The organism is Sinobacterium caligoides (genome assembly GCF_003752585.1).
GTDB classification, from domain to species: domain Bacteria; phylum Pseudomonadota; class Gammaproteobacteria; order Pseudomonadales; family Sinobacteriaceae; genus Sinobacterium; species Sinobacterium caligoides.
In genome coordinates this window covers 317873-341903 of sequence record NZ_RKHR01000006.1, presented here as the reverse complement: position 1 = coordinate 341903, position 24031 = coordinate 317873, and the positions used below count along the sequence as shown (strand labels likewise).

The 24031-nt window shown below is 52.7% G+C and carries 25 protein-coding genes; 14 read left to right on the top strand and 11 right to left on the bottom strand.

All coding sequences use genetic code 11. From position 1 onward, the window contains the following. Positions 1-125: 125 nt before the first annotated feature. From rpmG to radC, 3 genes are all read right to left on the bottom strand, one after another. Complete coding sequence (rpmG, locus tag EDC56_RS16455; protein ID WP_123713664.1) at positions 126-296, bottom strand: 50S ribosomal protein L33; 171 nt, start codon at positions 294-296, stop codon at positions 126-128. 11 nt (positions 297-307) lie between these two features. Then, positions 308-544: a 50S ribosomal protein L28 gene (rpmB, locus tag EDC56_RS16450; RefSeq protein WP_123713663.1), complete on the bottom strand. Its 237-nt coding sequence runs from the start codon at positions 542-544 to the stop codon at positions 308-310. Positions 545-737: 193 nt separating this feature from the next. Continuing rightward, the gene (gene radC / locus EDC56_RS16445) at positions 738-1412 is read right to left on the bottom strand and encodes a RadC family protein (protein WP_123713662.1); all 675 of its coding nucleotides are present in this window, start codon (positions 1410-1412) and stop codon (positions 738-740) included. A 102-nt stretch (positions 1413-1514) separates the two neighbouring features. Here radC and coaBC point away from each other — a divergent pair, with 102 nt between their 5' ends. The 4 genes from coaBC to slmA all read left to right on the top strand — a co-directional run bounded on the left by coaBC (position 1515) and on the right by slmA (position 6854). Then, a complete protein-coding gene (coaBC, locus tag EDC56_RS16440; RefSeq protein WP_123713661.1) occupies positions 1515-2711 on the top strand; it encodes a bifunctional phosphopantothenoylcysteine decarboxylase/phosphopantothenate--cysteine ligase CoaBC in 1197 nt (398 codons plus the stop codon). 71 nt (positions 2712-2782) lie between these two features. Then, on the top strand, positions 2783-5206 hold the full coding sequence (locus EDC56_RS19995) for a phosphomannomutase/phosphoglucomutase (protein WP_123713660.1): 2424 nt from the start codon (positions 2783-2785) through the stop codon (positions 5204-5206). A 37-nt stretch (positions 5207-5243) separates the two neighbouring features. Then, positions 5244-6143: an acetylglutamate kinase gene (gene argB / locus EDC56_RS16430; RefSeq protein WP_123713659.1), complete on the top strand. Its 900-nt coding sequence runs from the start codon at positions 5244-5246 to the stop codon at positions 6141-6143. Positions 6144-6242: 99 nt separating this feature from the next. Then, entirely contained in the window at positions 6243-6854 is a 612-nt protein-coding gene (gene slmA, locus EDC56_RS16425) for a nucleoid occlusion factor SlmA (RefSeq protein ID WP_123713658.1), read from the top strand. A gap of 22 nt (positions 6855-6876) precedes the next feature. Here the strand turns inward: slmA and EDC56_RS16420 are convergent, their stop codons facing one another. Continuing rightward, the gene (locus EDC56_RS16420; RefSeq protein WP_123713657.1) at positions 6877-7497 is read right to left on the bottom strand and encodes a DUF4124 domain-containing protein; all 621 of its coding nucleotides are present in this window, start codon (positions 7495-7497) and stop codon (positions 6877-6879) included. Between the two features lie 54 nt (positions 7498-7551). Next, on the bottom strand, positions 7552-8193 hold the full coding sequence (gene pyrE / locus EDC56_RS16415; RefSeq protein WP_123713688.1) for an orotate phosphoribosyltransferase: 642 nt from the start codon (positions 8191-8193) through the stop codon (positions 7552-7554). Positions 8194-8470: 277 nt separating this feature from the next. On the opposite strand from pyrE, the gene EDC56_RS16410 reads away from it, so the two are divergent. Beyond that, complete coding sequence (locus EDC56_RS16410) at positions 8471-9244, top strand: exodeoxyribonuclease III (protein ID WP_123713656.1); 774 nt, start codon at positions 8471-8473, stop codon at positions 9242-9244. Between the two features lie 51 nt (positions 9245-9295). Here EDC56_RS16410 and rph read toward each other — a convergent pair whose 3' ends face one another. After that, positions 9296-10015 (bottom strand): ribonuclease PH, encoded by a 720-nt coding sequence (rph, locus tag EDC56_RS16405; RefSeq protein WP_123713655.1) that lies wholly within the window; start codon positions 10013-10015, stop codon positions 9296-9298. Between the two features lie 208 nt (positions 10016-10223). Here rph and EDC56_RS16400 point away from each other — a divergent pair, with 208 nt between their 5' ends. From EDC56_RS16400 to EDC56_RS16380, 5 genes are all read left to right on the top strand, one after another. After that, on the top strand, positions 10224-11105 hold the full coding sequence (locus EDC56_RS16400) for a YicC/YloC family endoribonuclease (protein ID WP_245980725.1): 882 nt from the start codon (positions 10224-10226) through the stop codon (positions 11103-11105). 5 nt (positions 11106-11110) lie between these two features. Beyond that, complete coding sequence (gene gmk, locus EDC56_RS16395; RefSeq protein ID WP_123713654.1) at positions 11111-11734, top strand: guanylate kinase; 624 nt, start codon at positions 11111-11113, stop codon at positions 11732-11734. A 142-nt stretch (positions 11735-11876) separates the two neighbouring features. Further along, positions 11877-12137, top strand: a complete 261-nt coding sequence (gene rpoZ, locus EDC56_RS16390; protein WP_123713653.1) for a DNA-directed RNA polymerase subunit omega — start codon at positions 11877-11879, stop codon at positions 12135-12137. Positions 12138-12278: 141 nt separating this feature from the next. Continuing rightward, positions 12279-14393: a bifunctional GTP diphosphokinase/guanosine-3',5'-bis pyrophosphate 3'-pyrophosphohydrolase gene (gene spoT / locus EDC56_RS16385; protein ID WP_123713652.1), complete on the top strand. Its 2115-nt coding sequence runs from the start codon at positions 12279-12281 to the stop codon at positions 14391-14393. A gap of 75 nt (positions 14394-14468) precedes the next feature. After that, complete coding sequence (locus tag EDC56_RS16380; RefSeq protein WP_123713651.1) at positions 14469-14852, top strand: RidA family protein; 384 nt, start codon at positions 14469-14471, stop codon at positions 14850-14852. A 46-nt stretch (positions 14853-14898) separates the two neighbouring features. Here EDC56_RS16380 and EDC56_RS16375 read toward each other — a convergent pair whose 3' ends face one another. Continuing rightward, on the bottom strand, positions 14899-15759 hold the full coding sequence (locus EDC56_RS16375; RefSeq protein ID WP_162844223.1) for an SDR family oxidoreductase: 861 nt from the start codon (positions 15757-15759) through the stop codon (positions 14899-14901). 142 nt (positions 15760-15901) lie between these two features. Between EDC56_RS16375 and recG the strand changes: the two genes are divergently transcribed. After that, entirely contained in the window at positions 15902-17980 is a 2079-nt protein-coding gene (gene recG, locus EDC56_RS16370) for an ATP-dependent DNA helicase RecG (RefSeq protein WP_123713649.1), read from the top strand. Between the two features lie 64 nt (positions 17981-18044). On the opposite strand, the gene EDC56_RS16365 is transcribed toward recG, so the two are convergent. Both EDC56_RS16365 and EDC56_RS16360 read right to left on the bottom strand, forming a co-directional pair. Beyond that, complete coding sequence (locus EDC56_RS16365; RefSeq protein WP_123713648.1) at positions 18045-18317, bottom strand: HU family DNA-binding protein; 273 nt, start codon at positions 18315-18317, stop codon at positions 18045-18047. Positions 18318-18528: 211 nt separating this feature from the next. Continuing rightward, complete coding sequence (locus tag EDC56_RS16360; protein ID WP_123713647.1) at positions 18529-19884, bottom strand: FAD-dependent oxidoreductase; 1356 nt, start codon at positions 19882-19884, stop codon at positions 18529-18531. Between the two features lie 255 nt (positions 19885-20139). Here EDC56_RS16360 and EDC56_RS16355 point away from each other — a divergent pair, with 255 nt between their 5' ends. The 3 genes from EDC56_RS16355 to EDC56_RS16345 all read left to right on the top strand — a co-directional run bounded on the left by EDC56_RS16355 (position 20140) and on the right by EDC56_RS16345 (position 22326). After that, positions 20140-20739, top strand: coding sequence for a chorismate--pyruvate lyase family protein (locus tag EDC56_RS16355; protein ID WP_123713646.1), 600 nt, complete (start codon positions 20140-20142; stop codon positions 20737-20739). Between the two features lie 78 nt (positions 20740-20817). Next, positions 20818-21714, top strand: a complete 897-nt coding sequence (ubiA, locus tag EDC56_RS16350; protein WP_123713645.1) for a 4-hydroxybenzoate octaprenyltransferase — start codon at positions 20818-20820, stop codon at positions 21712-21714. A 72-nt stretch (positions 21715-21786) separates the two neighbouring features. Then, positions 21787-22326: a chalcone isomerase family protein gene (locus tag EDC56_RS16345; RefSeq protein WP_123713644.1), complete on the top strand. Its 540-nt coding sequence runs from the start codon at positions 21787-21789 to the stop codon at positions 22324-22326. 50 nt (positions 22327-22376) lie between these two features. Here the strand turns inward: EDC56_RS16345 and EDC56_RS16340 are convergent, their stop codons facing one another. Together EDC56_RS16340 and EDC56_RS16335 are read right to left on the bottom strand one after the other, a co-directional pair. Then, on the bottom strand, positions 22377-22829 hold the full coding sequence (locus tag EDC56_RS16340) for an ATP-binding protein (protein ID WP_162844222.1): 453 nt from the start codon (positions 22827-22829) through the stop codon (positions 22377-22379). Between the two features lie 5 nt (positions 22830-22834). Beyond that, positions 22835-24031, bottom strand: a complete 1197-nt coding sequence (locus EDC56_RS16335; protein ID WP_123713642.1) for a nucleotidyltransferase family protein — start codon at positions 24029-24031, stop codon at positions 22835-22837.

Sequence of the window (24031 nt, the reverse complement as noted above, 5' to 3'; positions counted from 1 at the left end):
ACAAAAAACACGTAAACATACTTACAAAAGGCAGACCACAAATCCTCAACGACAAAACGCAGGCAAAAAAAAGGCCGCTCGATGGCGGCCTTTTCTATACTGGCAAGAGCCAGCGGGGGAAGCTATTACTTGATCTTAGCTTCTTTGTACTCAACATGCTTACGCACTACAGGATCGTATTTCTTGAATACCATCTTATCTGGAGTGTTACGCTTGTTCTTATCTGTAGTGTAGAAGTGACCTGTACCAGCACTTGATACCAGCTTGATCTTCTCACGTGCACCTTTTGCAGCCATGATTAAATTCCTTAAACTTTTTCGCCACGAGCACGGAGTTCAGCTAGAACTACATCGATACCCTTCTTATCAACAACACGCATACCCTTAGTAGAGATACGCAGCTTAACAAAACGATTTTCAGACTCAACCCAAAAACGGTGAGATTGAAGATTTGGCAAAAAACGACGCTTGGTACGGTTCTTTGCGTGGGAAACGTTATTTCCCGTTACTGGACGCTTACCAGTAACCTGACAGACTTTAGACATTGAGATCGCCTCACGCCCAAATTGGGCACCATAAATTAAATAAACCTAGACTCGATTTAGGGTCGGCATACTCAAACGTGAAACACACGTTGCCTGTACCAGACCGCACAAGAGGGGCGCTTTATACCAGAACAAAAAATCAATAGCAACTTTTTGACACTATTTCGCCCTCTTTATTTCGCTCACAAAGCCCCTAAATCACGCCCCTTTCCGCCAGCGAAACTACCTCCATATCCCCTACAACCATATGATCTAACACACTAATCCCAACCAGGTCTAGGGCAGATTTTAGTCGCAGAGTAATGCGAATATCAGCCTCACTGGGCTCGGGCGTGCCCGAAGGGTGATTGTGTGCACAAATGATAGCCGCGGCGTTGTGATGAAGGCCACGCTTGACCACTTCTCTGGGATATACACTGGCGCCGTCGATTGTACCTTGAAACATCTCCTCTGTGGCAATTACTGCATGTGCATTCGTTAAAAACATCACAACAAAGACCTCGTACTCGGTCTCACGCAGATACAAACGTAAGTACTCTTTCGTTGCATACGAACTGCTCAATACCCCCTCCGTACACATGGCCTCCGCCATCGCTCGCTTCGAGAGCTCCGTAACCACCTGAATTTGAACAAACTTTGCTTCTGAAACACCTTTTATCTGGCAGCACGCCTGCTGGTCCGCCCTCAGCACAGCCCTCAAACCACCAAAACGACGCAACATCAACTGCGCCAACTCTACTGCCGAACACCCCGCCACACCGGTACGCAAGAGTATCGCCAGAAGCTCCGCATCGCTCAACGATGCCGCGCCTCCAAATAATAGCTTTTCTCGTGGTCGCTGTGCCGCAGTCCAATTCACAATCGCCATGTTAATCAACCTCCTTGTTGATTATGATGGATAAAGTCATTTCGAATAAGCATCAGCCAATGGTATCTTAGCCATAACATTCCAGTGTAGTCAGTAGGTGTCATGAAACAACTTACCAACAAAAACATTTTAGTCGGCGTCAGCGGCGGCATCGCTGCTTATAAATCCGCAGAGCTTATCCGCCTGTTTAAAAAGGCTGGCGCCAATGTTCAGGTGATCATGACCGCTGCCGCAATGGAGTTCATCACCCCACTCACACTCCAGGCGTTATCAGGTAACCCTGTGCATCACAGCCTGCTCGATCCCGAGGCGGAGGCCGCTATGGGGCATATTGAACTGGCACGCTGGGCCGACTGTATTGTGATCGCCCCAGCGACTGCTGACCTATTGTCGCAGCTTAGCCTTGGCTCTGCAGGAACACTGCTCAGTACGGTTGTGCTGGCCTCTAGCGCCCCAATTATCATTGCCCCCGCGATGAATCAGGCAATGTGGCGAGACCCTGCTACGCAACATAACTGTCAGCAACTACGCTCTCGCGGTATGCAACTAATCGGTCCCAATCAAGGTGAGCAGGCCTGCGGCGATACGGGGCCAGGGCGCATGCTAGAAGCGGAGGAAATTGCCACCAGCGTCGCCGCACAGTTTCAGAGCCGCAGCCTCGACGGCCTACGCGTGGTGATTACCGCAGGGCCAACCCGAGAAGCTCTCGATCCGGTACGCTATATCAGTAATCATAGCTCAGGCAAAATGGGCTTCTCCATCGCCGCAGCCGCAGCCGAGGCCGGTGCTATTACGACGGTTATTGCAGGTCCTGTCCACCTGAGCACCCCCGACAGCGTGCACAGGATCGACGTTACTAGCGCCAGCGAGATGTGCGCAGCAACCCTGTCACTCATTGATGACTGTGATATATTCATCGCCACTGCTGCGGTCGCCGATTATCGTCCCGTCAGCAGCGCCGAACAAAAAATTAAAAAAACCACCGACACACTAAATATAACACTGATCAAAAATGTCGATATCGTAAGCACCGTCGCCGCCCGCGACGATAGTCCTTTTACCGTTGGCTTTGCCGCCGAAACCCAAGATGTCGAGCGCTACGCACGCGATAAGATGCAACGTAAAAAACTTGATATGATTATTGCTAACGACGTCGCCAACAGCGACATTGGCTTTAACAGCAACGACAACGCCGTTACCATCTTCAGTAAGTGCGGCGACAGCGAGGCGATAGCCCAAACCTCAAAACAGCAACTCGGTCGCCTACTCATTGCCAAGATTGCAACCAAAGTACATTAACCTCTATCTAGGGAGCTGGCTTCGCCTCCCCTTTTTATATTCAACACAATAACAAAAGCTAGGACACGATAATGGTGCGACCCAAACTCTCCCTGAAGCCATCTGCATTTCTACTGGCCGTCGTTATCACCCCCCTACTCATTGCGGCCGTTGTTATTGCCTGCTTCCAGTTCATCAACAATCAGCTCATTACCCCCTTCGAACAGACGCAACAGCAACGGCTGACCGACGCTTATGGCAGCGGTCAGATGCAACTATTTGACCACAATATAGTCTTGCTCCAGCGCGGTCTCGAAAGGCGGGCCAAAAGTGCCAGCAACCACAACGAGCAGGTAGAGCTAAAGAACGCCATCGTGGCAGGCATCATACCCGCCACCGAGGCGCGGCTCCTCACCGTCGAAGAAGGTGGCTTGACGCTAGATAGTCACAACATTCTACGTAACAACATCGAAGCCGATGTCGTCAACAAGTCCATCAGCCAACACCAGCTTATCCATGACACCTACCGACTCAACGAGCGCGACACACTATTACTGAGTGCTCCCATTGATAACAGCGAGCAACAGGTCTCAGCGATATTGCTGGCTAGCTACGACCTCACCGAATTGGCTAAATTGTCACTTAGCACGAACAATAAGGCTTCCTATGCACTCTCCTTTAAAGGCAAGCTCATCGCCTCCAGCGGGGTAATCGTGCCGGGCCTTTATCATGCCCAGTTACCTTCGAAAAAGGTACCTGGCATCAGCCTTAGCGCTCAGCTTTCCAGTAGCGCACTCGCCAACAGTCAGCTTGACCACAGTAACTTATCGCTACTGAGCTATCTCGCCGCCGCCTGCATCGCCGCCATCTGCTTACTTGGCTATCTAATCACCAACTTCAGTGCGACGAAACGCTCCACACGCCCAAGCTCCACCATAGACAGCACCAAACAAGCCTCGACAATTAAACAAACCACGCCCCCCTCAAACAGTAATAAACTAACGACAACCACTGCTCCCTCCTCCGAAGACACTCGCAATCAAGGAACCGGTCAGCTAATAGAAGAGGCTCTCCCAAAAAACATTTTGGACGAAGTGGACGAGGTGGACGAGGTGGACGAGGTGGACGAGGATGATATATTGCTTCTGCCTGACCGCTCTATCTTCCGCGCCTACGATATTCGTGGCATCGCCAGCAGCCAGCTTGACCAGACTACCGTCGTACAGGTTGGCAAGGCGATAGGCTCTGCCTGCCTCGATAAGCAACAGCAGCATATTGCCGTCGGTTGTGATGGCCGACTCTCCAGCCCTGCGATCAAGCAGGCACTGATCGAGGGATTACTCAGCACAGGAATCAACGTCCTCGACATAGGCGATGTCGCAACACCGTTACTCTATTTCACCACTCACTTCAGCGAATTCACCAGCGGTGTGATGATCACCGGTAGTCACAACCCAAAAGAATACAACGGCCTGAAGATAGTGATTGAGCAGAAATCACTGCATGGTGAGCAAATCCAAGCGCTCTATCAATGTATCGAAAAAAACCATTTCGCCGAAGGTGAGGGGATTCTCTCGGCAGCCTGTATCGACGCCGACTATATCGACAGCATCATCACTGATATCGCCATCGCCCAACCACTCAAAATCGTCATCGACTGTGGCAACGGCATCGCCGGCAAAGCAGCCCCAAGGCTCTTTGAAGAACTCAGCTGTGAAGTCATCCCCCTCTATTGCGAAGTCGACGGCAACTTCCCTAACCACCACCCTGACCCCAGCGTTGCCGACAACATGGCCGATCTCATCACGGCCGTTCAGGAGCACGAGGCAGACCTAGGCATCGCCTTCGACGGTGATGGCGACCGCCTGGGCGTCGTTGATAGCAATGGTGAGATCATCCCCGCCGACCGGCTCCTCATGCTATTTGCCCAGGATGTTGTCTCTCGTAACCCTGGCGCAGACGTCGTCTTCGACGTAAAGTGCACGCGACAACTCAACGCCTTAATAACCTCCTATGGCGGCCGCCCCGTCATGTGGAAGAGCGGTCACTCGCTCATTAAAGACAAAATGCGCTCTACCGGCGCACTACTCGGCGGCGAGTTTACCGGACACTTCTTCTTCAAAGAGCGCTGGTTTGGTTTCGATGATGGCCTGTATAGTGCCGCCAGGTTAATAGAGATTCTCTCAACCGGCGGGCAGGATCTCAGCGAGCTGCTCGATAAGCTGCCCAACACCATCAGCACACCGGAAATCATTATTAAGGTTGAAGAGTCGATTAAATTTGCCATCATCGAACAGCTTATCGATACGGGCGATTTCAGTGATGGTAAGATAGTCAGCATCGATGGCTTAAGAGTCGAATTTCCCGATGGTTGGGGGCTTGTACGCGCCTCCAATACTAGCGGCGCACTCACCTTCCGCTTCGAAGGTGACAGCCACGATGTGATCGATAGAATACAAAACATGTTTCAGCAACAGCTGTTAACAATAAAGAACAAAATCGCTGTTAATTTCTGAGCCCACGGCACAGCGAGCTCAGCATCAAGGTCAGAGAATGTCATTAGATATCAAAGCTGCCGCTAATGTGGCTAACGTTTTAACCGAGTCCCTTCCCTATATCCAGCGCTTTGCCGGTAAGACTATCGTCGTTAAATTCGGCGGTAATGCGATGACGGATCCACAGCTAAACGCCCAGTTCGCCCGTGATATAGTTCTGATGAAGACCGTCGGCATCAACCCTATTGTGGTGCATGGAGGCGGCCCACAGATCGGCAATTTACTCAACAAACTCAATATAGAAACTCGCTTCGTCAACGGTATGCGCGTCACCGATAGCGAGACTATGGATGTTGTTGAAATGGTCCTGGGCGCCTCCGTCAACAAGGAAATCGTCAACACCATCAATCAGCACGGCGGCAAGGCGATTGGTATTACCGGTAAAGATGGTAGTTTCATTCAAGCAAGAAAACTTGAGGTCAAGCAACAAACACCCGACATGTTAGTGCCCGAAATCATCGACATCGGCCACGTTGGCGAGGTAGCCTATATCAACCGCAACGTCATCGACACGCTCATTGCCGGTGATTTTATCCCCGTCATTGCTCCTATTGGTGTCGGTGCCGACGGCTCGTCGTATAATATCAACGCGGACTTGGTAGCGGGGAAAATAGCAGAAGTTTTAGAGGCAGAGAAGCTCATGTTATTGACCAATGTGAGCGGCCTACTCGACAAGAATGGTGATATCCTCACTGGACTAACGACACCGCAGGTTGATGAGCTAATTGCCGACGGCACCATCTACGGCGGTATGCTGCCAAAGATCCAGTGCGCCCTAGACGCCGTCAAAGCAGGGGTCTCCGCTTCACATATTGTCGACGGTCGTGTAGCCCACGCAGTTCTGCTCGAGATATTCACCGATGACGGTGTTGGCACCTTGATTACCAACCGACGCTAAACAGCGCCGAAGTAAGACAACGATGTATGCGCCATGCAGTCGCACGGCGCCTGTTGAGAAAAATCGAAAGCCTGCTGGGCTAGGTAAAGCGACGATAAAATGACACAGACACAAAAAATTTCACGACGACAGCAAATCCTTGAGGCACTTGCGCACATGCTGGAGGCCAGCCCGGGCGCGAGAATCACCACCGCGGCACTAGCCAAGCAGGTGGGCGTATCCGAGGCGGCACTTTATCGTCACTTCCCCAGCAAGAGCAAAATGTTCGAGGGGTTGATCGAGTTTATTGAGGAAACTATTTTTACCCGCGTTTCAATCATTCGAGATGAGTATGCTACGGCAGAGAGCCGCTGCGAGGCCATCCTCTCTTTACTACTCGCCTTCACTGAGAGAAACCCCGGCATCACTAGAATTCTCACCGGCGATGCGCTCACCGGAGAAAGTGATAAACTACACGCTCGTGTCACCCAGTTCTTCGAGCGCTTAGAGACACAACTCAAGCAGATTTTACGTGAAGCAGAACTGCGCGAAGGCCTACGCCCGACGGTCACCGTCAGTGTCGCAGCCAATCTACTGATTGCCGTCGTCGACGGTCGCATTAATCAATACGTACGCAGTAACTTCAGTAAAAAGCCCACCGAGTTCTGGCAGGAGCAGTGGCCACTGCTGATGCAAGGCTTCTTCAAGAACACCGCCGCTAACAGCCGCTAAGTACCGCAGCTGTTAGACAACACTAATTCTGGTGGTAGGTATTTCGCAGCTCAGTTATAGACTTCAGCTCAGCAAAGCGTACCGCGTCTCGCTTATAGGAGCTCTGTAGCTCGAGCTTCTCCCTCTGGTGGCGCGCGATCGTCTCCTTGGTAGTGTCGAGCTCTATAGCTAAGTTTTTAATCCTTAACTGTAAATCCTCAGGAACTTGCTGACTACGACGCTCAATATCGGCCGCCTTCGCCTGCTCACTATTAAGCTGCGTTTTCAGCACCGAGCGATTACTGCGCAATATCCCCAGGCGAACATCAATCTCTCTGAGCGCACGCACGGCAGACGCCTCAATATCTTCCACTGTCGAGTACTTCAGCAGTAGCGATTTATCCCAGGCCTGCTGCTGCTCAGCACGCAACTGCTCAGCACGCAGCCGCGCCTTCTCTTCATTGCTCTTACTACGCTCAACAACCTTGATGACCTGTCCCTTGTCACTGAGCTGCTCATAGCCTAGGCGAATAGCCTCACTATTGAGCTGACCAACCACCACGGTCTGCCCCTCATCGGTAATATAACGATAATAGTCCGCCTGCGCGGCGACACTCACTAGTAGCAACGCAACGACTAAAACAGCATTATTCCTGCTCGCCACAGCAACCTCCTCATTCGAGCAAATACAACGACATGGCACAAAGTCAGGGTGCCTTTAAATACCGTAAGCCTGGCGATAATCATCAATACGAGTGATTAAATCGGCTTGCTCAACCCCGGCGTTGAGATAATCAACGATATCCTGCAACGTAATGATACTCACCACAGGAATACCGAAGTCTTGCTCTACCTCTTGGATCGCCGATAGCTCTGCCTTACCGCGTTCCTGACGGTTTAGGCCAATAACAACACCGGCTGGCTCGGCTCCCGCTGCACGGATAATATCAATAACCTCACGCACGGCGGTGCCGGCAGTAATCACATCATCAATAATTAGCACCTTGCCCTTCAGCTCGGCACCGACAATCGTACCACCCTCACCATGGTCCTTTGCCTCTTTACGGTTAAAGGCAAAGGGCACATCGCTCTGGTGGTGATCAGCAAGCGCTACTGCCGTCGTCGCCCCCAGCGGTATGCCCTTGTAGGCGGGACCAAACAAGACATCAAATTCTACCCCGCTCGCCGCGATCGCCTCAGCATAACAGCGGCCAAGCATGGCCAGCCCTGCACCACTATCAAAACGACCGGCATTGAAGAAGTAGGGGCTAACGCGTCCCGACTTCAGAGTGAACTCACCAAAGCCAAGGGCCTTGTAGCGAATCGCCAAATCAATAAAATCCTTCCGGTACTGCTGCATAAAAACCTCTAAAACGACTGTCTTTTCTTCAATAATACGCAAAAACGGCTATCTTTGAACTAGGCTGACAATAACCAAGCTAACAATGATAAGACCTTTGTTGGGGCATAGTTTAACGTGTCGAGATGCGGGTGTCGCAACTACTTACAAGCTAAGTGGAACTAAACAACCGCATATTTTATGCTAAGCATCAGTTTTTTATAAAACTACTGCGCTATTATGTCCACCAAATCTAGTACACAGTGTAGAATACGCGCTTCTTAACTAAGAGGAAGTCATGAGAATAATTAGCTTTTGTGCCGATGGTATCAAACAAGCCACCCAAAACGGCTTCTTTGAGTGGGTGGTAGAACAAGATGCTGACATCATCTGCATCCAAGACCTGCGCTGCCAGGAATACGACCTAACCGACAACGTCTTCTTTCCCGAAGGCTATTACGGCTATTTTTTCGACTCCCCCAGTGGTGTCAACGGGGTGGCTATCTATGTCCGCCAGATCCCCAAGGCAATCATGACCGGACTCGGCTTCGGTGAGAGCGATATGCATGCCCGCTATATTCAAGCCGACTACGACAACATCAGTATCGGCTGTATCCTAGCACCCGACGTCGCCGATGGTTCGCCTACCGCGGTGGAAGAGAAGGCAGTGTTTTTCGATCAGCTCGCCGGCCACCTCAACAAGATTCGCAACAAGCGTCGTGAATTTATTATCTGCGGCAACTGGCAGATGGCACACCAAGATATTGACCTTCAGTCACCGGAAGATAACGAAGACTGTTCCGGCTTCCTGCCCTTCGAACGCCAGTGGATGGATAATCTGTACCATGAGCTGGGTTATATTGATGCTTTCCGTACCATCAATAATGACAGCGACGAATTCACTTGGTGGCCCAACGGCGAGCGCGGCAAAAATGGCTGGCGCGTCGACCTACAGGTTATCTCTAACGGCATGCGCTCGACCGTCGAATACGGTGCAGCCTATAAGAGCAAAGAGTTCTCAAGCCATGCTCCGTTAATCATGGACTACGACTACGAACTCATCTCAGGCTAATAGAGGTGGCGGCGGCCGTCATTTAACGACACGTCGCCGCTCACTAGCCTATCAGTCGGCCAGCGCCTGCTTCTGTAACGACACCAGCTCGGCAATACCCTGCTCCGCCAAGGCCAACATCGCGTTCAGCTCTTCGCGACTGAAGGTCTCCCCCTCTGCTGTTCCCTGCACCTCGACAAAGCCGCCACTCTCAGTCATGATCACATTCATATCCGTCTCCGCGTTAGAGTCTTCAGGATAATCTAAGTCCAATACCGGCATACCTTTATAGATACCCACCGATACCGATGCAATCATCTGCTTGAGCGGGTTCTGCTTAATGGCGCCGTCGGCCAACATCTTGCTGAAGGCATCAACCATGGCGACACAGGCACCAGTAATCGAGGCTGTACGCGTGCCGCCATCAGCCTGAATAACATCACAGTCGATATTGATGGTGTACTCGCCCAGCGCCTTCATGTCCACGGCCGCACGCAGTGAGCGACCAATCAGGCGCTGTATCTCGACGGTGCGCCCTCCCTGCTTACCACGTGCAGCCTCTCGCCCCATGCGACTACCGGTTGAGCGAGGTAGCATACCGTATTCGGCAGTAACCCAGCCCTTACCTTCGCCACGCATAAAACGAGGCACCCCTTTATCGACACTGGCAGTACAGATCACCTTGGTATTACCGAACTCGACCAACACAGAGCCCTCGGCATGGCAGGTAAAGTTTCGGGTGATTTTTACTGGGCGAAGCTGATTGGGTTCGCGACCGCTGGGTCTAGACACGGGAGAATACCTCGTAGTTAGTACGATAAGAAATGGCAGCACAGTATACGCGAAGCTAGCTACGACTGCTAAAGCTCACTTTCACGAGACAACACGACAACTATTTAGCCCTCATTGCCACGATGGGATAGGAAGCACCGGCAAGCTGAGTTAAAATGGGCGGTCAACTCTCCTGCCAATGATATCAACCGGGACATCGATCTTGCCGATGAGTAAAAATCACAGTCCGATCAAGAGCATGACAGCTTTCAGCCGCCAACAAGGCGACTACAGTTGGGGGCAACTGACCTGGGAGCTGCGCTCCGTCAATCAGCGCTACCTAGAGCCCAGCTTCAAGCTGCCGGAAGCTCTACGCAGCCTGGAGCCACTCATTCGCGAATCACTACGTAAGCACCTAGCACGTGGAAAAGTAGAGTGCGCTCTACGTTTTCAGTTGCACAACGAACGGCAACAACTCAACGTCAACAATCAGTTGGCGAGTGAATTGCTCACTGCGGTCACTCAGCTGCAACAGCTCGATGAGACACTATCCCCCCCCAACGCCTTGGACGTATTGCGCTGGCCCGGCGTACTCGGAGAGAGAGAGTTCGATGATGCACAGATACAGAGCGATGCCAGCGCCCTGTTCGAGCAAGCGATCTGTCAGTTAACCGACAGCCGCATACGCGAAGGCGAGGCGATGAAACAGGTCATCCTCGACCGCCTCGATAGCATCACCCACATCACCGTCGAAGTGCGCGGCAAGATGGATGGTATTTTACTCGCACAACACAACAAGTTATTAGAGCGCCTCGAGGAGATGCTGAGCGAGCTTGATCACGACAGAATCGCCCAGGAAATGGTACACCTGGCGCAGAAGGCTGACGTCGCCGAAGAGCTCGACCGCCTCGACACCCATATTGCCGAGGTTCGGCGTGTCCTCCATAAGGGCGGCCCCTGCGGGCGTCGCCTCGATTTCCTGATGCAGGAACTTAATCGCGAGGCCAACACCCTTTCCTCTAAGTCTATCGTCAGCAAAACGACACAAGCCGCGGTAGAACTAAAAGTGCTCATCGAACAGATGCGCGAACAGATTCAGAACATAGAGTAATTAACATGAGCAGCGAACGCGGCACCCTGTACACCATTGCAGCCCCCTCCGGAGCTGGCAAGACCAGCTTGGTTAAAGCACTTATTGAAAGCAAAAAATTCGTTAATGTGTCGGTATCCCACACCACTCGACCACCTCGCCCCGGCGAGATAGACGGCGTCAACTATCACTTTGTCAGCCCACAACAGTTTCAGGCCATGCTAGCTGAATCACAGTTCATCGAGCATGCTGAGGTATTCGGCAACTTCTATGGTACCTCCCGACAGTGGGTCGAAAGTAACCTGGCTCAGGGCCTCGACGTCATTCTCGAGATTGACTGGCAGGGCGCGCAGCAAGTCAAACGCCTACTGCCAGAGACACTATCCATCTTTATCCTGCCGCCGTCACGACAAGCCCTACTCGAGCGCCTTACCAATCGAGGCCAAGACGACGAGGCGGTCATCCAGCGCCGCATGGACGAGGCAATCAGTGAGATGTCTCACTATGCAGACGCCGACTACCTCGTCATCAACGAGTGTTTCGACAACGCACTCAAAGACCTGCGTTGCATCATAAGAGCACAGCGTCTAATCGCCAAGGCACAACATCTGCGCCAGGAAAAGCTCATCGAAGGCCTGCTCCAACATTAAGCGCGTCGGCGACATAGGAAATACTATCGACTAATATTCAACCAATATTAGGCAGTCGCCGTCGTTTTTTGTATAATCCTCCAATTGGGCCCTACAGACTATCTTTTGGGGGGCCACCTCTATCCAATATCGCGAGAAAATTATGGCACGAGTTACTGTAGAAGATTGTTTAGATCACGTTGAAAACCGCTTTCAATTGGTCATGGTGTCTAGCAAGCGTGCACGCCAACTAGCTACCGGCGGTAAAGAGCCTAAGGTGGAAGAAGATTCAGACAAGGCGACCGTTATTGCCCTGCGCGAAATCGCCAAGGGCCTCACCACCCATGACAAGATGGCTGAAGAAGAGCGTCAGGAAGCTTTTGCTGAGGCCGAAGCTGAATTTGCCGCCGACGAAAGGCTATAATATCGAGCAATGATGACGGTAATGATGTACCGTCATCACTATACTGATATTCCGTTTTACGCTGTAATATAGTGCAAATGGTTTAATACAGGTCATCTGATTATAAGTAGTATGCGATAACCGTATCGATATGGGGCACTAGTGCAGAACATAGCATCTCTTACCGAGAATCTTTCCGAATATCTCGAGCCGGAGCAGATCCAGCAAGTTCGTCGTGCCTATTTTTACGCGGAACAAGCCCACGATGGCCAGCTGCGCCGCAGTGGCGAACCCTATGTCACCCATCCCCTTGCCGTCGCCAGCATTCTCTCAGAGATGCACATGGATCATCAGAGCCTAATGGCCGCGATGCTGCACGACGTCATCGAAGATACCGGCATAGAAAAGCAGGCACTGATCGAACAGTTTGGTGAGACCGTCGCCGATTTGGTCGACGGCGTTTCAAAGCTGACTCAGATCACCTTCGAAACCCGCGCCGAGCAACAGGCGGAGAATTTCCAAAAGATGGCCTTGGCCATGGCCAAAGACATCCGCGTCATTCTCGTCAAACTCGCCGACCGCTTGCATAACATGCGCACACTCGGCGTACTGCGACCAGAGAAGAAGCGCCGCATCGCCAAAGAGACGCTGGAAATCTACGCACCGATTGCCAATCGCCTTGGCATGAATGAGTTTAGGCTTGAGTTCGAAGAGCTCGGCTTCCAGGCGCTCCACCCGATGCGCTCCACCCGCGTCAAGGCCGCCGTCGACGCCACTCGCGGCAACCGCAGCGAGCTCATCGCCAAGACTCGAGTCACCATCGCCGAACGCCTCGAAGAGCTTGGTCACCGCGCCGAGGTCATCGGTCGCGAGAAGCACCTCTATGGCATCTATCAGAAGATGCGCGCCAAGCACAAATCCTTCTCAGAGATCATGGATGTATTTGCCTTCCGCGTCATCGTCGACGATGTCGACCGCTGCTATCGCGCTCTTGGCGTAATCCACAGTCTCTACAAGCCGGTGCCCGAGCAGTTCAAAGATTATATCGCCATCCCTAAGTCAAACGGTTACCAATCGCTGCACACCGTTTTATTCGGTCCCCACGGCATCCCTATCGAGGTACAGATCCGCACCCGCGATATGGAAGAAATGGCCAATAATGGTATTGCTGCGCACTGGCTCTATAAAACGGATGAGGATGCGCCATTATCGGTGAGCCATGCTCAAGCGCGCAAATGGGTGCAGGGACTCCTGGAGATTCAACAGACCGCAGGCAACCCGCTCGAGTTTATCGAGAACGTGAAGATCGACTTATTCCCCGACGAAGTCTATGTCTTTACACCAAAGGGTAAGATCATGGAGCTGCCTAAGGGTGCTACCGCGCTCGACTTCGCCTACGCCGTGCACACTGATATCGGCAATAGCTGCGTCGCCGCTCGCCTCAACAAGCGACTATCATCGTTGTCGGAACCGCTACAGAATGGCCAAACCGTCGAAATCATCACCTCGCCCTCGGCACAACCTGCCCCGACTTGGCTCAGCTTCGTCACTACCGGTAAGGCTCGCTCAACCATACGTCACTTCCTCAAGACCAAGCGACACGCCCAATCGATCTCCCTGGGCCGCAAGCTACTAGAGAAGGCCCTGAACAATTTAGGCACTAGCCTCGACGACCTCACGGCTCAGCAGATCGAGCCGCTATTGGCGCAGAGCGGGCACAGCAACTTCGACATGATGCTGGAAGATATCGGCCTCGGTAATCGTGTCGCCTTCCTCACCGCACAGACCCTGATCCAGAATATGGGCAGTGATGGCAGCATTAATAGGAGCATTGAGCCCGTTGTCATCTCCGGCACCGAAGGCCTGATCATTAGCTACTCACGTTGCTGTTCGCCTATTCCTGGTGACTCAATCGTCGGCCACATCAGCGCCGGCCGAGGCATCGTCGTGCATCGCGATCGCTGTACCAACATCGACGAGATTCGCCACAACCCCAACAAATGCATTCCGCTCAACTGGGCCAGCGAAGTACAGGGCGAGTTTATGGCCGAATTGCGCCTGCAACTGGAGAATCGCCGCGGCATGCTCGCCTTATTGGCGACACGCATTAATGCACTCGAGGCCAATATTGATAAGATCACCACCGGCGAAAGCGATGCACAGTTCACCACTATGCGCATCTCCGTCACCGTCCGTGACCGCATCCACCTGGCCCGCGTCATCAAGCACATCCGAGCAATCAAAGGGACCGTAAAGGTTAACCGCGTACAACACTAATCAGCCCCTAGCGAATCAACGAGCCCAGCCCACTGCTGGGCTCTTTCTTTTCACCACAGCATAGAGAGTTCACACGTGAGTAATAAAGCCGCCATCAACACCTCAAACGCACCGGCCGCTATCGGCCCATACTCGCAGGCCGTCAAAGCCGACAATACCGTCTACATCTCCGGTCAAATCCCTTTTATCCCCGGCACCATGGAACTCGTAGAGGGTGACATCACAGCACAAACCAGACAGGTTTTTGACAACCTCAAGGCGATTGCTGAGGCCGCCGGCGGCACCTTCAAAGATGCCGTTAAGGTCAACATATCACTCACCGACCTCAACGACTTTAGCGCCGTCAATCAGGTCATGGAAAGCTATTTCGAGCAACCTTACCCTGCACGCGCCTGTGTGCAAGTTGCCGCCCTCCCCAAGGGTGTCCCCGTCGAGATTGAAATGATTCTCGTGCTATAACTTTTGCTGGGCCTGCTGCAACCGTCAGCATGGCCCACTCTGCCTCTCATAACCTATGTTGCTGTCGCCACCCCTCTAACACCTGGCTATAACCCTCAAGATAGCTCGGGTAAAGGAAACGGTAACCCGTTGCGAGTAACTTACTGTTGCTCAGCTTTTTACTCGAGCGTCGATTAGCAACACTTGCTGCTGATAAAGTGCCCCCCTCAACGCCCAACTGTACTGCCAACCACTGTTTGATCGTCAGCATGGTCACCGGTAGATGGTCTGTCGCAACATAAAGCTGATCATCACCCTCATCGCCTCGCTCACTCAACGCCAACAAATGACAGATCACGGCACTGCAGTCGTCGATATGAATACGATTAGTATAGAGTTCGCCGCTTGCGCCCTGGCCATGCAACACCTGCTCAATCAAGCGGTAGCGCCCGGGACCATAGATGCCCGAGAAACGAATCACCGTCACCGGTATAGAGCTCTCTTGAGCCAGAGCCTCCGCCTCGAGCTGACGCACCCCAGAGAAACTACTCGGCTGTGTTACGGAGGCCTCATCGACCCACTCACCCGCACTCTGGTGGTAGACGCTGGTGCTCGACACCAGAAAAAGCCGTTTTATCGGTTTACTTAAAGCCGCAAGTAGGTGCCCTAGCCCCTCAACATAGACCCGCCGATAAGCCTGATCATTAAACTCTCCCGCCGTCGTCGCCACCAACACATAGTCAAAGCACTGCCTCGCCAAGCCCGCTAAGCTCGCCGGGTCTGTAATATCGGCCGCAACGGCAAAGAACCCCTGCGGCAATTGCTCCGGATGACGACGCAGGCCCGTTACTTCGTGTCCCTGCCGCAGCAGCTGATCACCCACCATGATACCCAGCCGACCACAGCCAACAATTAAAATGCGCGCCATTACTCCCTCCTTTGCCACCACAGCCCACAGCATGCCCTAAAGATAGTTGAACTGTGGATATATCCAGTGTTATTTTAGATTCTCTGTTCCATCTTACAGAGATATCGCCCATCACTCGATTACTTCATCGCGGTCCAGCACTATGACTCAGAGCCTCGATCAAATACCCGTTGCCACACTCAAGGGCGTTGGCCCAAAGGTAGCGGAGAAACTGGCCAAAGTCGGCGTAATAAGCATACAAGACGTGCTGTTTCACCTGCCTATGCGCTATCAGGATCGCTCCCGCGTCACCCCGCTTGCCAGTGTACAGGTCGGCGTCGAGGCCGTCATTGAGGGGGAGATTAAGGGGTGTAGCGTCGTCATGGGGCGACGCCGCAGCCTCGTTTGTAAAATCCAAGATCGTACCGGCCTAGCAACGCTGCGCTTCTTCCACTTCACCGCAAGTCAGAAAAACAACCTCACTACTGGCGACCGGCTGCGTTGCTTTGGCGAGGCGAGGCGAGGCGCCAGTGGCATCGAGTTCTACCACCCCGAATACCAGCTAATCGACAGCGCCTATACCATCGACCAACCCGAGCAATTAACCCCGGTCTACCCCTCGACCGAGGGCATGCATCAGGCCGGCTGGCGCAAGCTGGTCAAGCAAGCCCTGACAATGCTCGGCCCACAACAGCTGCGCGAATGGCTACCACGCGATATCGGGCCCATAGCGACCACCAGCTTAGCGGAGGCGATACGGTTTCTGCACCACCCCCCTGTCGACGCGGACATGACATTACTAGCCGCCGGCCAACACCCCATCCAGCAGCGCCTGGCCTTCGAGGAGCTAATGGCACACCACCTCAGCCTGCTGCAGTTACGCAATATCGCTCAACAGCAACCGGCACCACGACTGAACATGCAGGGCGAGCTGCTGCCACGCTTTCTCGACGGTCTTCCCTTTGCCCTAACCAATGCCCAACAGAAGGTACAAAACGAAATTCTTACCGACATTGCCAGTGAACTGCCAATGCTGAGATTAGTACAGGGCGATGTTGGCTCGGGTAAAACCGTCATCGCCGCCATTGCGGCCTGCGCCGCCATCAGCAGCGACTACCAAGTCGCGATCATGGCACCCACCGAAATATTAGCAGAGCAGCATCTGCACAACTTCAGTAACTGGTTTACACCACTCGGCGTCAAAGTTGGCTGGCTCAGCGGCAGAGTCAAAGGCAAGAAGCGCCAGGACCAACTCAAACTGATTAGTAGCGGTGAGGCCAAGGTCATCGTCGGCACCCACGCACTCTTTCAGGAGGAGGTTCACTTCGCCAAGCTCGGCCTCGCGATCATCGACGAGCAACACCGCTTCGGCGTCCATCAACGGCTCGCCCTGCGTGAAAAAGGTGCCCACCTAGGGCGCTACCCCCATCAATTAATCATGACCGCCACACCGATACCCCGTACCCTGGCAATGAGCGCCTATGCCGACCTCGATTGCTCTATCATCGACGAGCTTCCTCCCGGGCGCACACCGGTCAATACCGTGGTCATGGCCAACAATAAGCGCGATGCGGTGATCGAGCGAATTCGCGAGAGCTGCCGAGATGGCCGGCAGGCCTACTGGGTCTGTACCCTCATCGAAGAGTCCGACCAGCTGCAGGCACAGGCCGCCGAAGACACCTACGCAGAGCTAACCAAACAGCTCAACGGACTCGCTGTCGGGCTCGTACACGGGCGACTCAAGGCGCAAGAGAAAGCCGATATCATGGCACGCTTCAAGGCCCATGAGCTGCAACTACTCGTCGCCACTACCGTCATCGAGGTCGGCGTCGATGTGCCCAACGCTAGCCTGATGATAATCGAGAACCCCGAGCGCCTCGGCCTCGCACAGCTGCACCAGCTACGCGGCCGAGTGGGCCGTGGCTCCGTCGCCAGCCACTGCGTACTGATGTATCAGACACCGTTGTCGAAGCAGGGCAAAGAACGACTACTGGCGATGCGACAGAGTAACGACGGCTTCTATATCGCCGAAAAAGACCTCGAGTTACGCGGTCCTGGGGAGGTGCTCGGGACTCGACAGACGGGCCTGATGCAGTTTAAGGTCGCCGACCTTAGCCGTGACAGTAGCTTACTTGAGCCGGTAAAACAGGCGGCAGAGGAGCTCGTCAGCCGCCACCCGGAGTGTATCGAGGGAGTGGTCACGCGCTGGCTACCAGAGGCGACACGCTACGGGCATGCCTAGGTTTATTACAGAAAAGAAAAGAGCGGCCTAAGCCGCTCTCTTATTGCCAAACATATCGTTATCGTTAGGCAATTTTTTCTTTCAATGCTTTGCCTGGTTTGAACCCCACGGTATTACTCGCCTTAATTTCGATAGGCTCACCGGTCTGTGGGTTCTTGCCGGTACGTGCCGCACGGTGACGCTGCTCAAACGTACCAAAGCCAACTAATGAAATACTTTCGTCACGACTCAGCGCCGTCGTCATCTCATCGAGGATAGCGGTCAGGGCCTGGGCAGCTTTTTCTTGGCTTAAATCAGCCTTATCGGCAATCGCGGCAACCAATTCTGGCTTACGCATAGTACAACTCCTTGGTTTTTGTCTTTTAATTCTTATGGATCTGAGAAATCGATATCATGCTTGGCAATGCTAGTGACAGTGCAGTCATGACGGATTTAATATCGCTATACAAGTTAACGAGTTTGTAATGTGCTTGCAACAGTTTGCAAGCGATAAATCCCTTTATCGTACCGCTGGGGAATCGTCAGACGATAGCCCAGCGGTAAGCCTCTTAGGCCATAATAGCCGGCAGCTCTTTCTGCAAGCGTACCTTCTCTGCGGTTCCCTTACCAGTCAAAGCGAAGCCAATTAACTCGCCCTGTGGATTACGGAACTCGGCCACCACGTCATTGCCCGACTGCTCGATAGTCCACTCACCCTCAGCATCACGGGGCGCTGGCGCAACAACGACCGGACAGGCCGGTGTCTTGATAGTGACCGGCATCGCAGGATAGCTGACCTCAGTCGGCGTGCCGGCTAGCGTCTTCGCCAATGCGCGAGCGCCTGCCATCAACGGCGCAACATAAAACAGCACGTTACCACCCACCTCAGCACAATCCCCTAAGGTGTAGACATTATTGGCACTAGTCTCGAGCAAGCGATTGGCCACGATACCGCGATTCACCGCAATGCCAGACTGCTCCGCCAAAGCCAAGCGAGGGCGAACACCTACAGCAGAGACGACAATATCCGCATCAAGTACACTGCCATTGTTCAGGGTAACACCCAGTGCATCACCTTGCTTATTCACCTCGGTCACCAGCGGACCGAAGTGGAACTTGGCGCCTTTCTCCTCGAGCGCAGCCTGTACCGCCTTGCCCGCCGCCTCTGGCAGCAGTGTCGGTAAGCAATAACCCAATGGGTCTACTGTCTCAACGTCAAAGTCACCATTGAGTAGATCATTAGTGAACTCGCAACCGATCAGGCCACCACCGATGATCACGACCTTCTTCGCCTTGCGCTTCTTCAGCTCCGCACGGAAAGTGGCATAGTCGACGAGATCGTTACAAGAAAAGACGCTATCAGTCGCATCACCACCGATCGGTGGACGAATAACATCGGCCCCCCAGGCCAGCACCAGAGAACCGTACTCAACCTCAACGCCCGCCGCCGTCACCACTTGTTTAGCGGTATCGATGGCCGTCACCTCGGTATTGGTCCAGATGCTGACGTTGAACTGCAGCGCCATCTTGCCGGCATCGGCCATCATCAGGCCATCGGCATCGGTATTGCGGGTAAAACCCGTCGACAACATAGGCTTAGAATAACTACGGCCATCGTCGGCGGTAATCATGATCACCGGCGTTTCCTGGTCGCTCTTACGTAACTCTTTCACCAAGTTATAGCCACCAAGGCCGGTGCCAATGATAACGATTGGCTTAACACTGCTTTCTTCCGCCTCGCTTTCAGCCTGTGGAGCCGGGCCACCATCGATCTGTTCGAAGTCGTCCTTACCAACACCACAATCAGGGCACAGCCAGTCTTCAGGTATGTCTTCCCACTTAGTACCTGGGGCTACACCACTCTCAGGATCACCGGTTACCTCATCGTAGATCCAGCCACAGACGATACATTCCCACTTTGCCATTTTCTCGTTACCTTCTTATCGACGACACGCTAAGACCCTGTTGGCCTCAACATGACTGAAACTTTTATTACCCAGCGCTAACACTGTCGCTCTAATTTACTCTATTATCGGCCATGCTTAAATCGGTACACGGGTACTCAACATAAGCTGATCACCGCTACCACGGTGTTACCGAAGAAAGCGCCACACAATCTAACATCACAACATCGGCATTGCGAACCCATCAGGCCCAAAACACAGCGGCAGCAGCACCCTATGAACACCCGTATATTCTACGATCATTGCCAATCTCACTACCAGCCCAACACCGATCATTGGCGTAATCATCGCCAATTTAGGTTAGAAACCCTCTGCTCCGCTACTCGCCGCTGGCTGCTCGACGAGTCTTCGCTTACTCAGCGCTTGATCCGTGCCTCAAACAATCACTTCCGAGTGGAGCTGCTACGCCAAGACTGGGGGCGCCCCACGTTGTCGGAGGCCCGTGCTCTCAATATTTCTCCTCGCCAAATCTGTTTGATTCGCGAGGTCGCCCTACTCTGCCACGATCAACCCTGGGTCTATGCCCGTAGCATCATCCCACACAGCACGCTGAGTGGCCGCTACCGCGCCCTCAAATACCTGCAAACAACACCATTGGGGCAATGGCTGTTTAATGAGAAGTCCATGCGCCGACACAGCTTCGAAGTGGCGCAGATCGCCAGCGATAGCCGGCTACTACCAGAAAACCTACAGGGCCAAGGCAAACTCTGGGGACGCCGATCTAAGTTCGAGCTCTCGGGTAAGCCGCTGCTGGTCTGTGAGGTATTCCTCAACAACTTCATCCCCGAAACTCAAACCTCAGACAACATACCGTAAGATATGCAATTTCACACTGCCATGCTCGATCGCAGTATCGTATAGTTAACGCTCTTGCCACCGATAGATCATTCAACTATGACCGCCACACGCCTGAAACAACGCCTGCTCGAGTTCAAACAACACCGTCTTGCCGACTTCATCGCCCTCACTCGGATCAACCGTCCCATTGGTATCTATCTGTTACTTTGGCCGGCGATGTGGAGTCTCTGGCTTGCTGGCGAAGGCCACCCCAGTATCGCCAACGTCATCATCTTTCTCCTCGGTGGCATACTAATGCGCAGCGCCGGCTGTATCATCAACGACTACGCCGACCGTGATTTCGACGGTCATGTCGAACGCACCAAGCTGCGCCCACTCGCCAGAGGGGCCATCAGTACACGAGAGGCAATGACACTGTTCGCCATACTGTGCCTACTATCATTTTTGTTGGTACTTTTCACCAATAAGATGACCGTCCTACTCTCGTTCGGCGGCATGGCGCTCGCCGCCACATACCCCTTCATGAAGCGCATCACCAACCTACCGCAGGTCATACTCGGTGCCGCCTATTCATGGCCCATCCCGATGGCTTTCAGTGCCGAAACGGAGACGCTGCCCCAGGCAATGTGGCTGATCTTCGTCGCCGCCATGTTGTGGATCGTGGTCTACGACACCTTCTATGCCATGGTCGACCGAGAGGACGACTTAAAAATTGGCGTCAAGTCGACAGCCATATTATTCGGCGATGCCGACCGCCTCATTACCGGCTCATTACAAGTAACATTTTTACTCGCCATGGCACTCGCCGGTCGCCAATTCGACCTCAGCATCTACTATTATTTAGGTTTAGCGGTTGCAGCCGGTCTATCCGCTTACCAGCAGTACCTGATTAAAGACCGCGAGCGAGAAAAGTGTTTCAAGGCTTTCTTACACAACCACTGGGTAGGCATGGCGATCTTTATCGGCATTTTACTTCACTATCTTTTAATGTAATCATCGATCACTCTGGTGACAGCGAAACAATAACCTTATTAATAACAGTCTGCTGAATAAAGGTGTACAACTATGATCAAGAAGATTAATTCCATACTGCTTGCCGGGCTTCTCGCCCTAGCCGCAGCCAGCCCTACCTGGGCAGCCGACAAGCTCCCCGACACATTGACTGTTGCAGGCCAACAATTATCAAAAATTGGTGACGGTACGCGTAAGAAGTTATTCTTAAAGCTCTACAAAGCCGCCTACTATGGCAAAGATAGTAACTATACCAGCGACCAGCCAATGCTGATCCGCCTCGTCATCACCTCAGGCTTCGTCACCAGTGAAAAGCTCAATAGTGCGACCACCGATGGCTTTAACAAGGTCACCAACGACAATACCGCTGCTATCGCTCCCGAGATAAAGCAGCTACTCGATGCTTTATCGGCCCCCGTCAACGAAGACGACACACTGGACTTCGCCTACAGCGACCAGGCCATCGTCGTGAGTCAAAACGGCAAGGCCCTCACCACTATCAAGGGCAAGGCCTTCAAAGACATCTTCTTCAGTATCTGGCTTGGCAAAGACAGTATTGATGACAACCTGCGTGAAGATATGCTCGACCTCTAAAGCTAACCTGCTAAGAGCATCGATTTAGCCCTCTTATTATCAACAGGGGGCTAACGTCGCATCGTCATCGTAAAGATATTATTACCCTCTATACTGTCATAGGACACCTCGTCCATCAGATCTCTGACAATCTGTAGGCCACGGCCATCCACGGCCCAGCTATCGGGGTTTTCAACCTGCACCTGCTCCCAGTCAAGCTGTTGAGACAGGCGCCACCAGGGCAGCGACATGCCTCGATCAATCACCTGTATATTCAGCCGATGCTGTTCAACCTTCGCAGCCAGCCAGATGGGCTGACCGCTCTGTAGCTGATAGGCATGACGAATACTATTGTTAGCCACCTCAGCGATACACAGCTCAAGCTTCGCCAACTGCTCCGGCAGAAAACAATGCACCGCAAGATAATCATTGAGCGCAATAAAAAGCTCTTTGACATAACAATACTCACTGCCGATCTCTGCAACAATGGCGCTACTGTCGACAATCTCTTCCAGTAACTTCACCGACACTAGCTACTAGCGCCCGAGCGACCATCGCTCTCAGAAATCTGTATGTTTTTCGCCAGCCGGTATAGCTCACTATCATCGATAGCCGAACACCCCGCTTCACAGCGACTATCACGAATAGTCCAGACAATATCCCAATCCTGAAGACTCACAAAGTCTCCCTCACGATTAATGCAGTGACCTGAAAAAATAACTTTTTCGTATAAATCGGCTACCGCGGCCACCCGAGTATAATCTTCAATTAAACATTCAGAGACAACGCAGCCACTCTCTAATACACAATTAGCACCGATCACCGTCGGGCCATTGATCGTCACCCCCGCCTCGATTTTACTTCCAGAAGCAATCACCACTGGACCATTAATGGTCACCTTATCGAGGTCCACCGCGACATTAATTCCGAGCCAAAGCCCTTCACGCACAAGTTTCCCGGGGATTCTATAGCCAGTTATCTCACCAATTAATATCGCCCGTGTTGCTCGCCAAATATCGCTAATGCTGCCAATATCTAGCCATTGAAAGTCCTGTGCCGTCGCATAAAAAGGCACATCCAAAGAAACGAGACTAACCAATAAATCTGCGGCAATATCGTACTCAATATCAGCGGGAATATAATTAAAAATTTCCGGTTCGAAAATATAAATACCGGTATTAATCATATTAGAGACAGCCTCTTCAGGCGACGGCTTCTCTTGAAAGCAACGCACTCTATCGTCAGCGTCTAGCGCTACCACACCGTATTTATAGACTTCCTCTCTCGCGATGGGTTGCAGCACGACTGTTGCAATACCGCCTTTTTCTCGATGTTTTTGCAGCACCGCATTAATATCCAAGTCAATCCAGGCATCACCACAAGTCACTAAAAAAGTATCATCAAAGAAGCCGCAAAAGTCATTCACCTTCTTCATACCACCTGCCGAGCCAAGAGGCTTATCGTGCAGCTCACCATCGATTAACTCCCCCTCGTAGGAGTAACAAATATCGACACCGTATTGATCGCCATCGCCAAAACAACGCTCAATCACCGCCCCTAGATAACTCGTATTCACCACCACCTGATCGATCTGATGCTTTTTAAAAAGCTCAATTAATGACGCCATAATCGGTCGCCCTAGGATCGGGATCATCGGCTTGGGTATCGTCTTCGTCGCAGGCCAGACCCTCGTCCCTTTACCCGCGGCCAATATCATCGCCTTCAT

Bases quoted from the DNA above. Each gene is read 5' to 3' on its own strand.
- rpmG (WP_123713664.1), bottom strand. From the start codon at position 296: ATGGCTGCAAAAGGTGCACGTGAGAAGATCAAGCTGGTATCAAGTGCT.
- rpmB (WP_123713663.1), bottom strand. From the start codon at position 544: ATGTCTAAAGTCTGTCAGGTTACTGGTAAGCGTCCAGTAACGGGAAAT.
- radC (WP_123713662.1), bottom strand. From the start codon at position 1,412: ATGGCGATTGTGAATTGGACTGCGGCACAGCGACCACGAGAAAAGCTA.
- coaBC (WP_123713661.1), top strand. From the start codon at position 1,515: ATGAAACAACTTACCAACAAAAACATTTTAGTCGGCGTCAGCGGCGGC.
- EDC56_RS19995 (WP_123713660.1), top strand. From the start codon at position 2,783: ATGGTGCGACCCAAACTCTCCCTGAAGCCATCTGCATTTCTACTGGCC.
- argB (WP_123713659.1), top strand. From the start codon at position 5,244: ATGTCATTAGATATCAAAGCTGCCGCTAATGTGGCTAACGTTTTAACC.
- slmA (WP_123713658.1), top strand. From the start codon at position 6,243: ATGACACAGACACAAAAAATTTCACGACGACAGCAAATCCTTGAGGCA.
- pyrE (WP_123713688.1), bottom strand. From the start codon at position 8,193: ATGCAGCAGTACCGGAAGGATTTTATTGATTTGGCGATTCGCTACAAG.
- EDC56_RS16410 (WP_123713656.1), top strand. From the start codon at position 8,471: ATGAGAATAATTAGCTTTTGTGCCGATGGTATCAAACAAGCCACCCAA.
- EDC56_RS16400 (WP_245980725.1), top strand. From the start codon at position 10,224: ATGAGTAAAAATCACAGTCCGATCAAGAGCATGACAGCTTTCAGCCGC.
- gmk (WP_123713654.1), top strand. From the start codon at position 11,111: ATGAGCAGCGAACGCGGCACCCTGTACACCATTGCAGCCCCCTCCGGA.
- rpoZ (WP_123713653.1), top strand. From the start codon at position 11,877: ATGGCACGAGTTACTGTAGAAGATTGTTTAGATCACGTTGAAAACCGC.
- EDC56_RS16375 (WP_162844223.1), bottom strand. From the start codon at position 15,759: ATGGCGCGCATTTTAATTGTTGGCTGTGGTCGGCTGGGTATCATGGTG.
- recG (WP_123713649.1), top strand. From the start codon at position 15,902: ATGACTCAGAGCCTCGATCAAATACCCGTTGCCACACTCAAGGGCGTT.
- EDC56_RS16365 (WP_123713648.1), bottom strand. From the start codon at position 18,317: ATGCGTAAGCCAGAATTGGTTGCCGCGATTGCCGATAAGGCTGATTTA.
- EDC56_RS16360 (WP_123713647.1), bottom strand. From the start codon at position 19,884: ATGGCAAAGTGGGAATGTATCGTCTGTGGCTGGATCTACGATGAGGTA.
- EDC56_RS16355 (WP_123713646.1), top strand. From the start codon at position 20,140: ATGAACACCCGTATATTCTACGATCATTGCCAATCTCACTACCAGCCC.
- ubiA (WP_123713645.1), top strand. From the start codon at position 20,818: ATGACCGCCACACGCCTGAAACAACGCCTGCTCGAGTTCAAACAACAC.
- EDC56_RS16345 (WP_123713644.1), top strand. From the start codon at position 21,787: ATGATCAAGAAGATTAATTCCATACTGCTTGCCGGGCTTCTCGCCCTA.
- EDC56_RS16335 (WP_123713642.1), bottom strand. From the start codon at position 24,031: ATGAAGGCGATGATATTGGCCGCGGGTAAAGGGACGAGGGTCTGGCCT.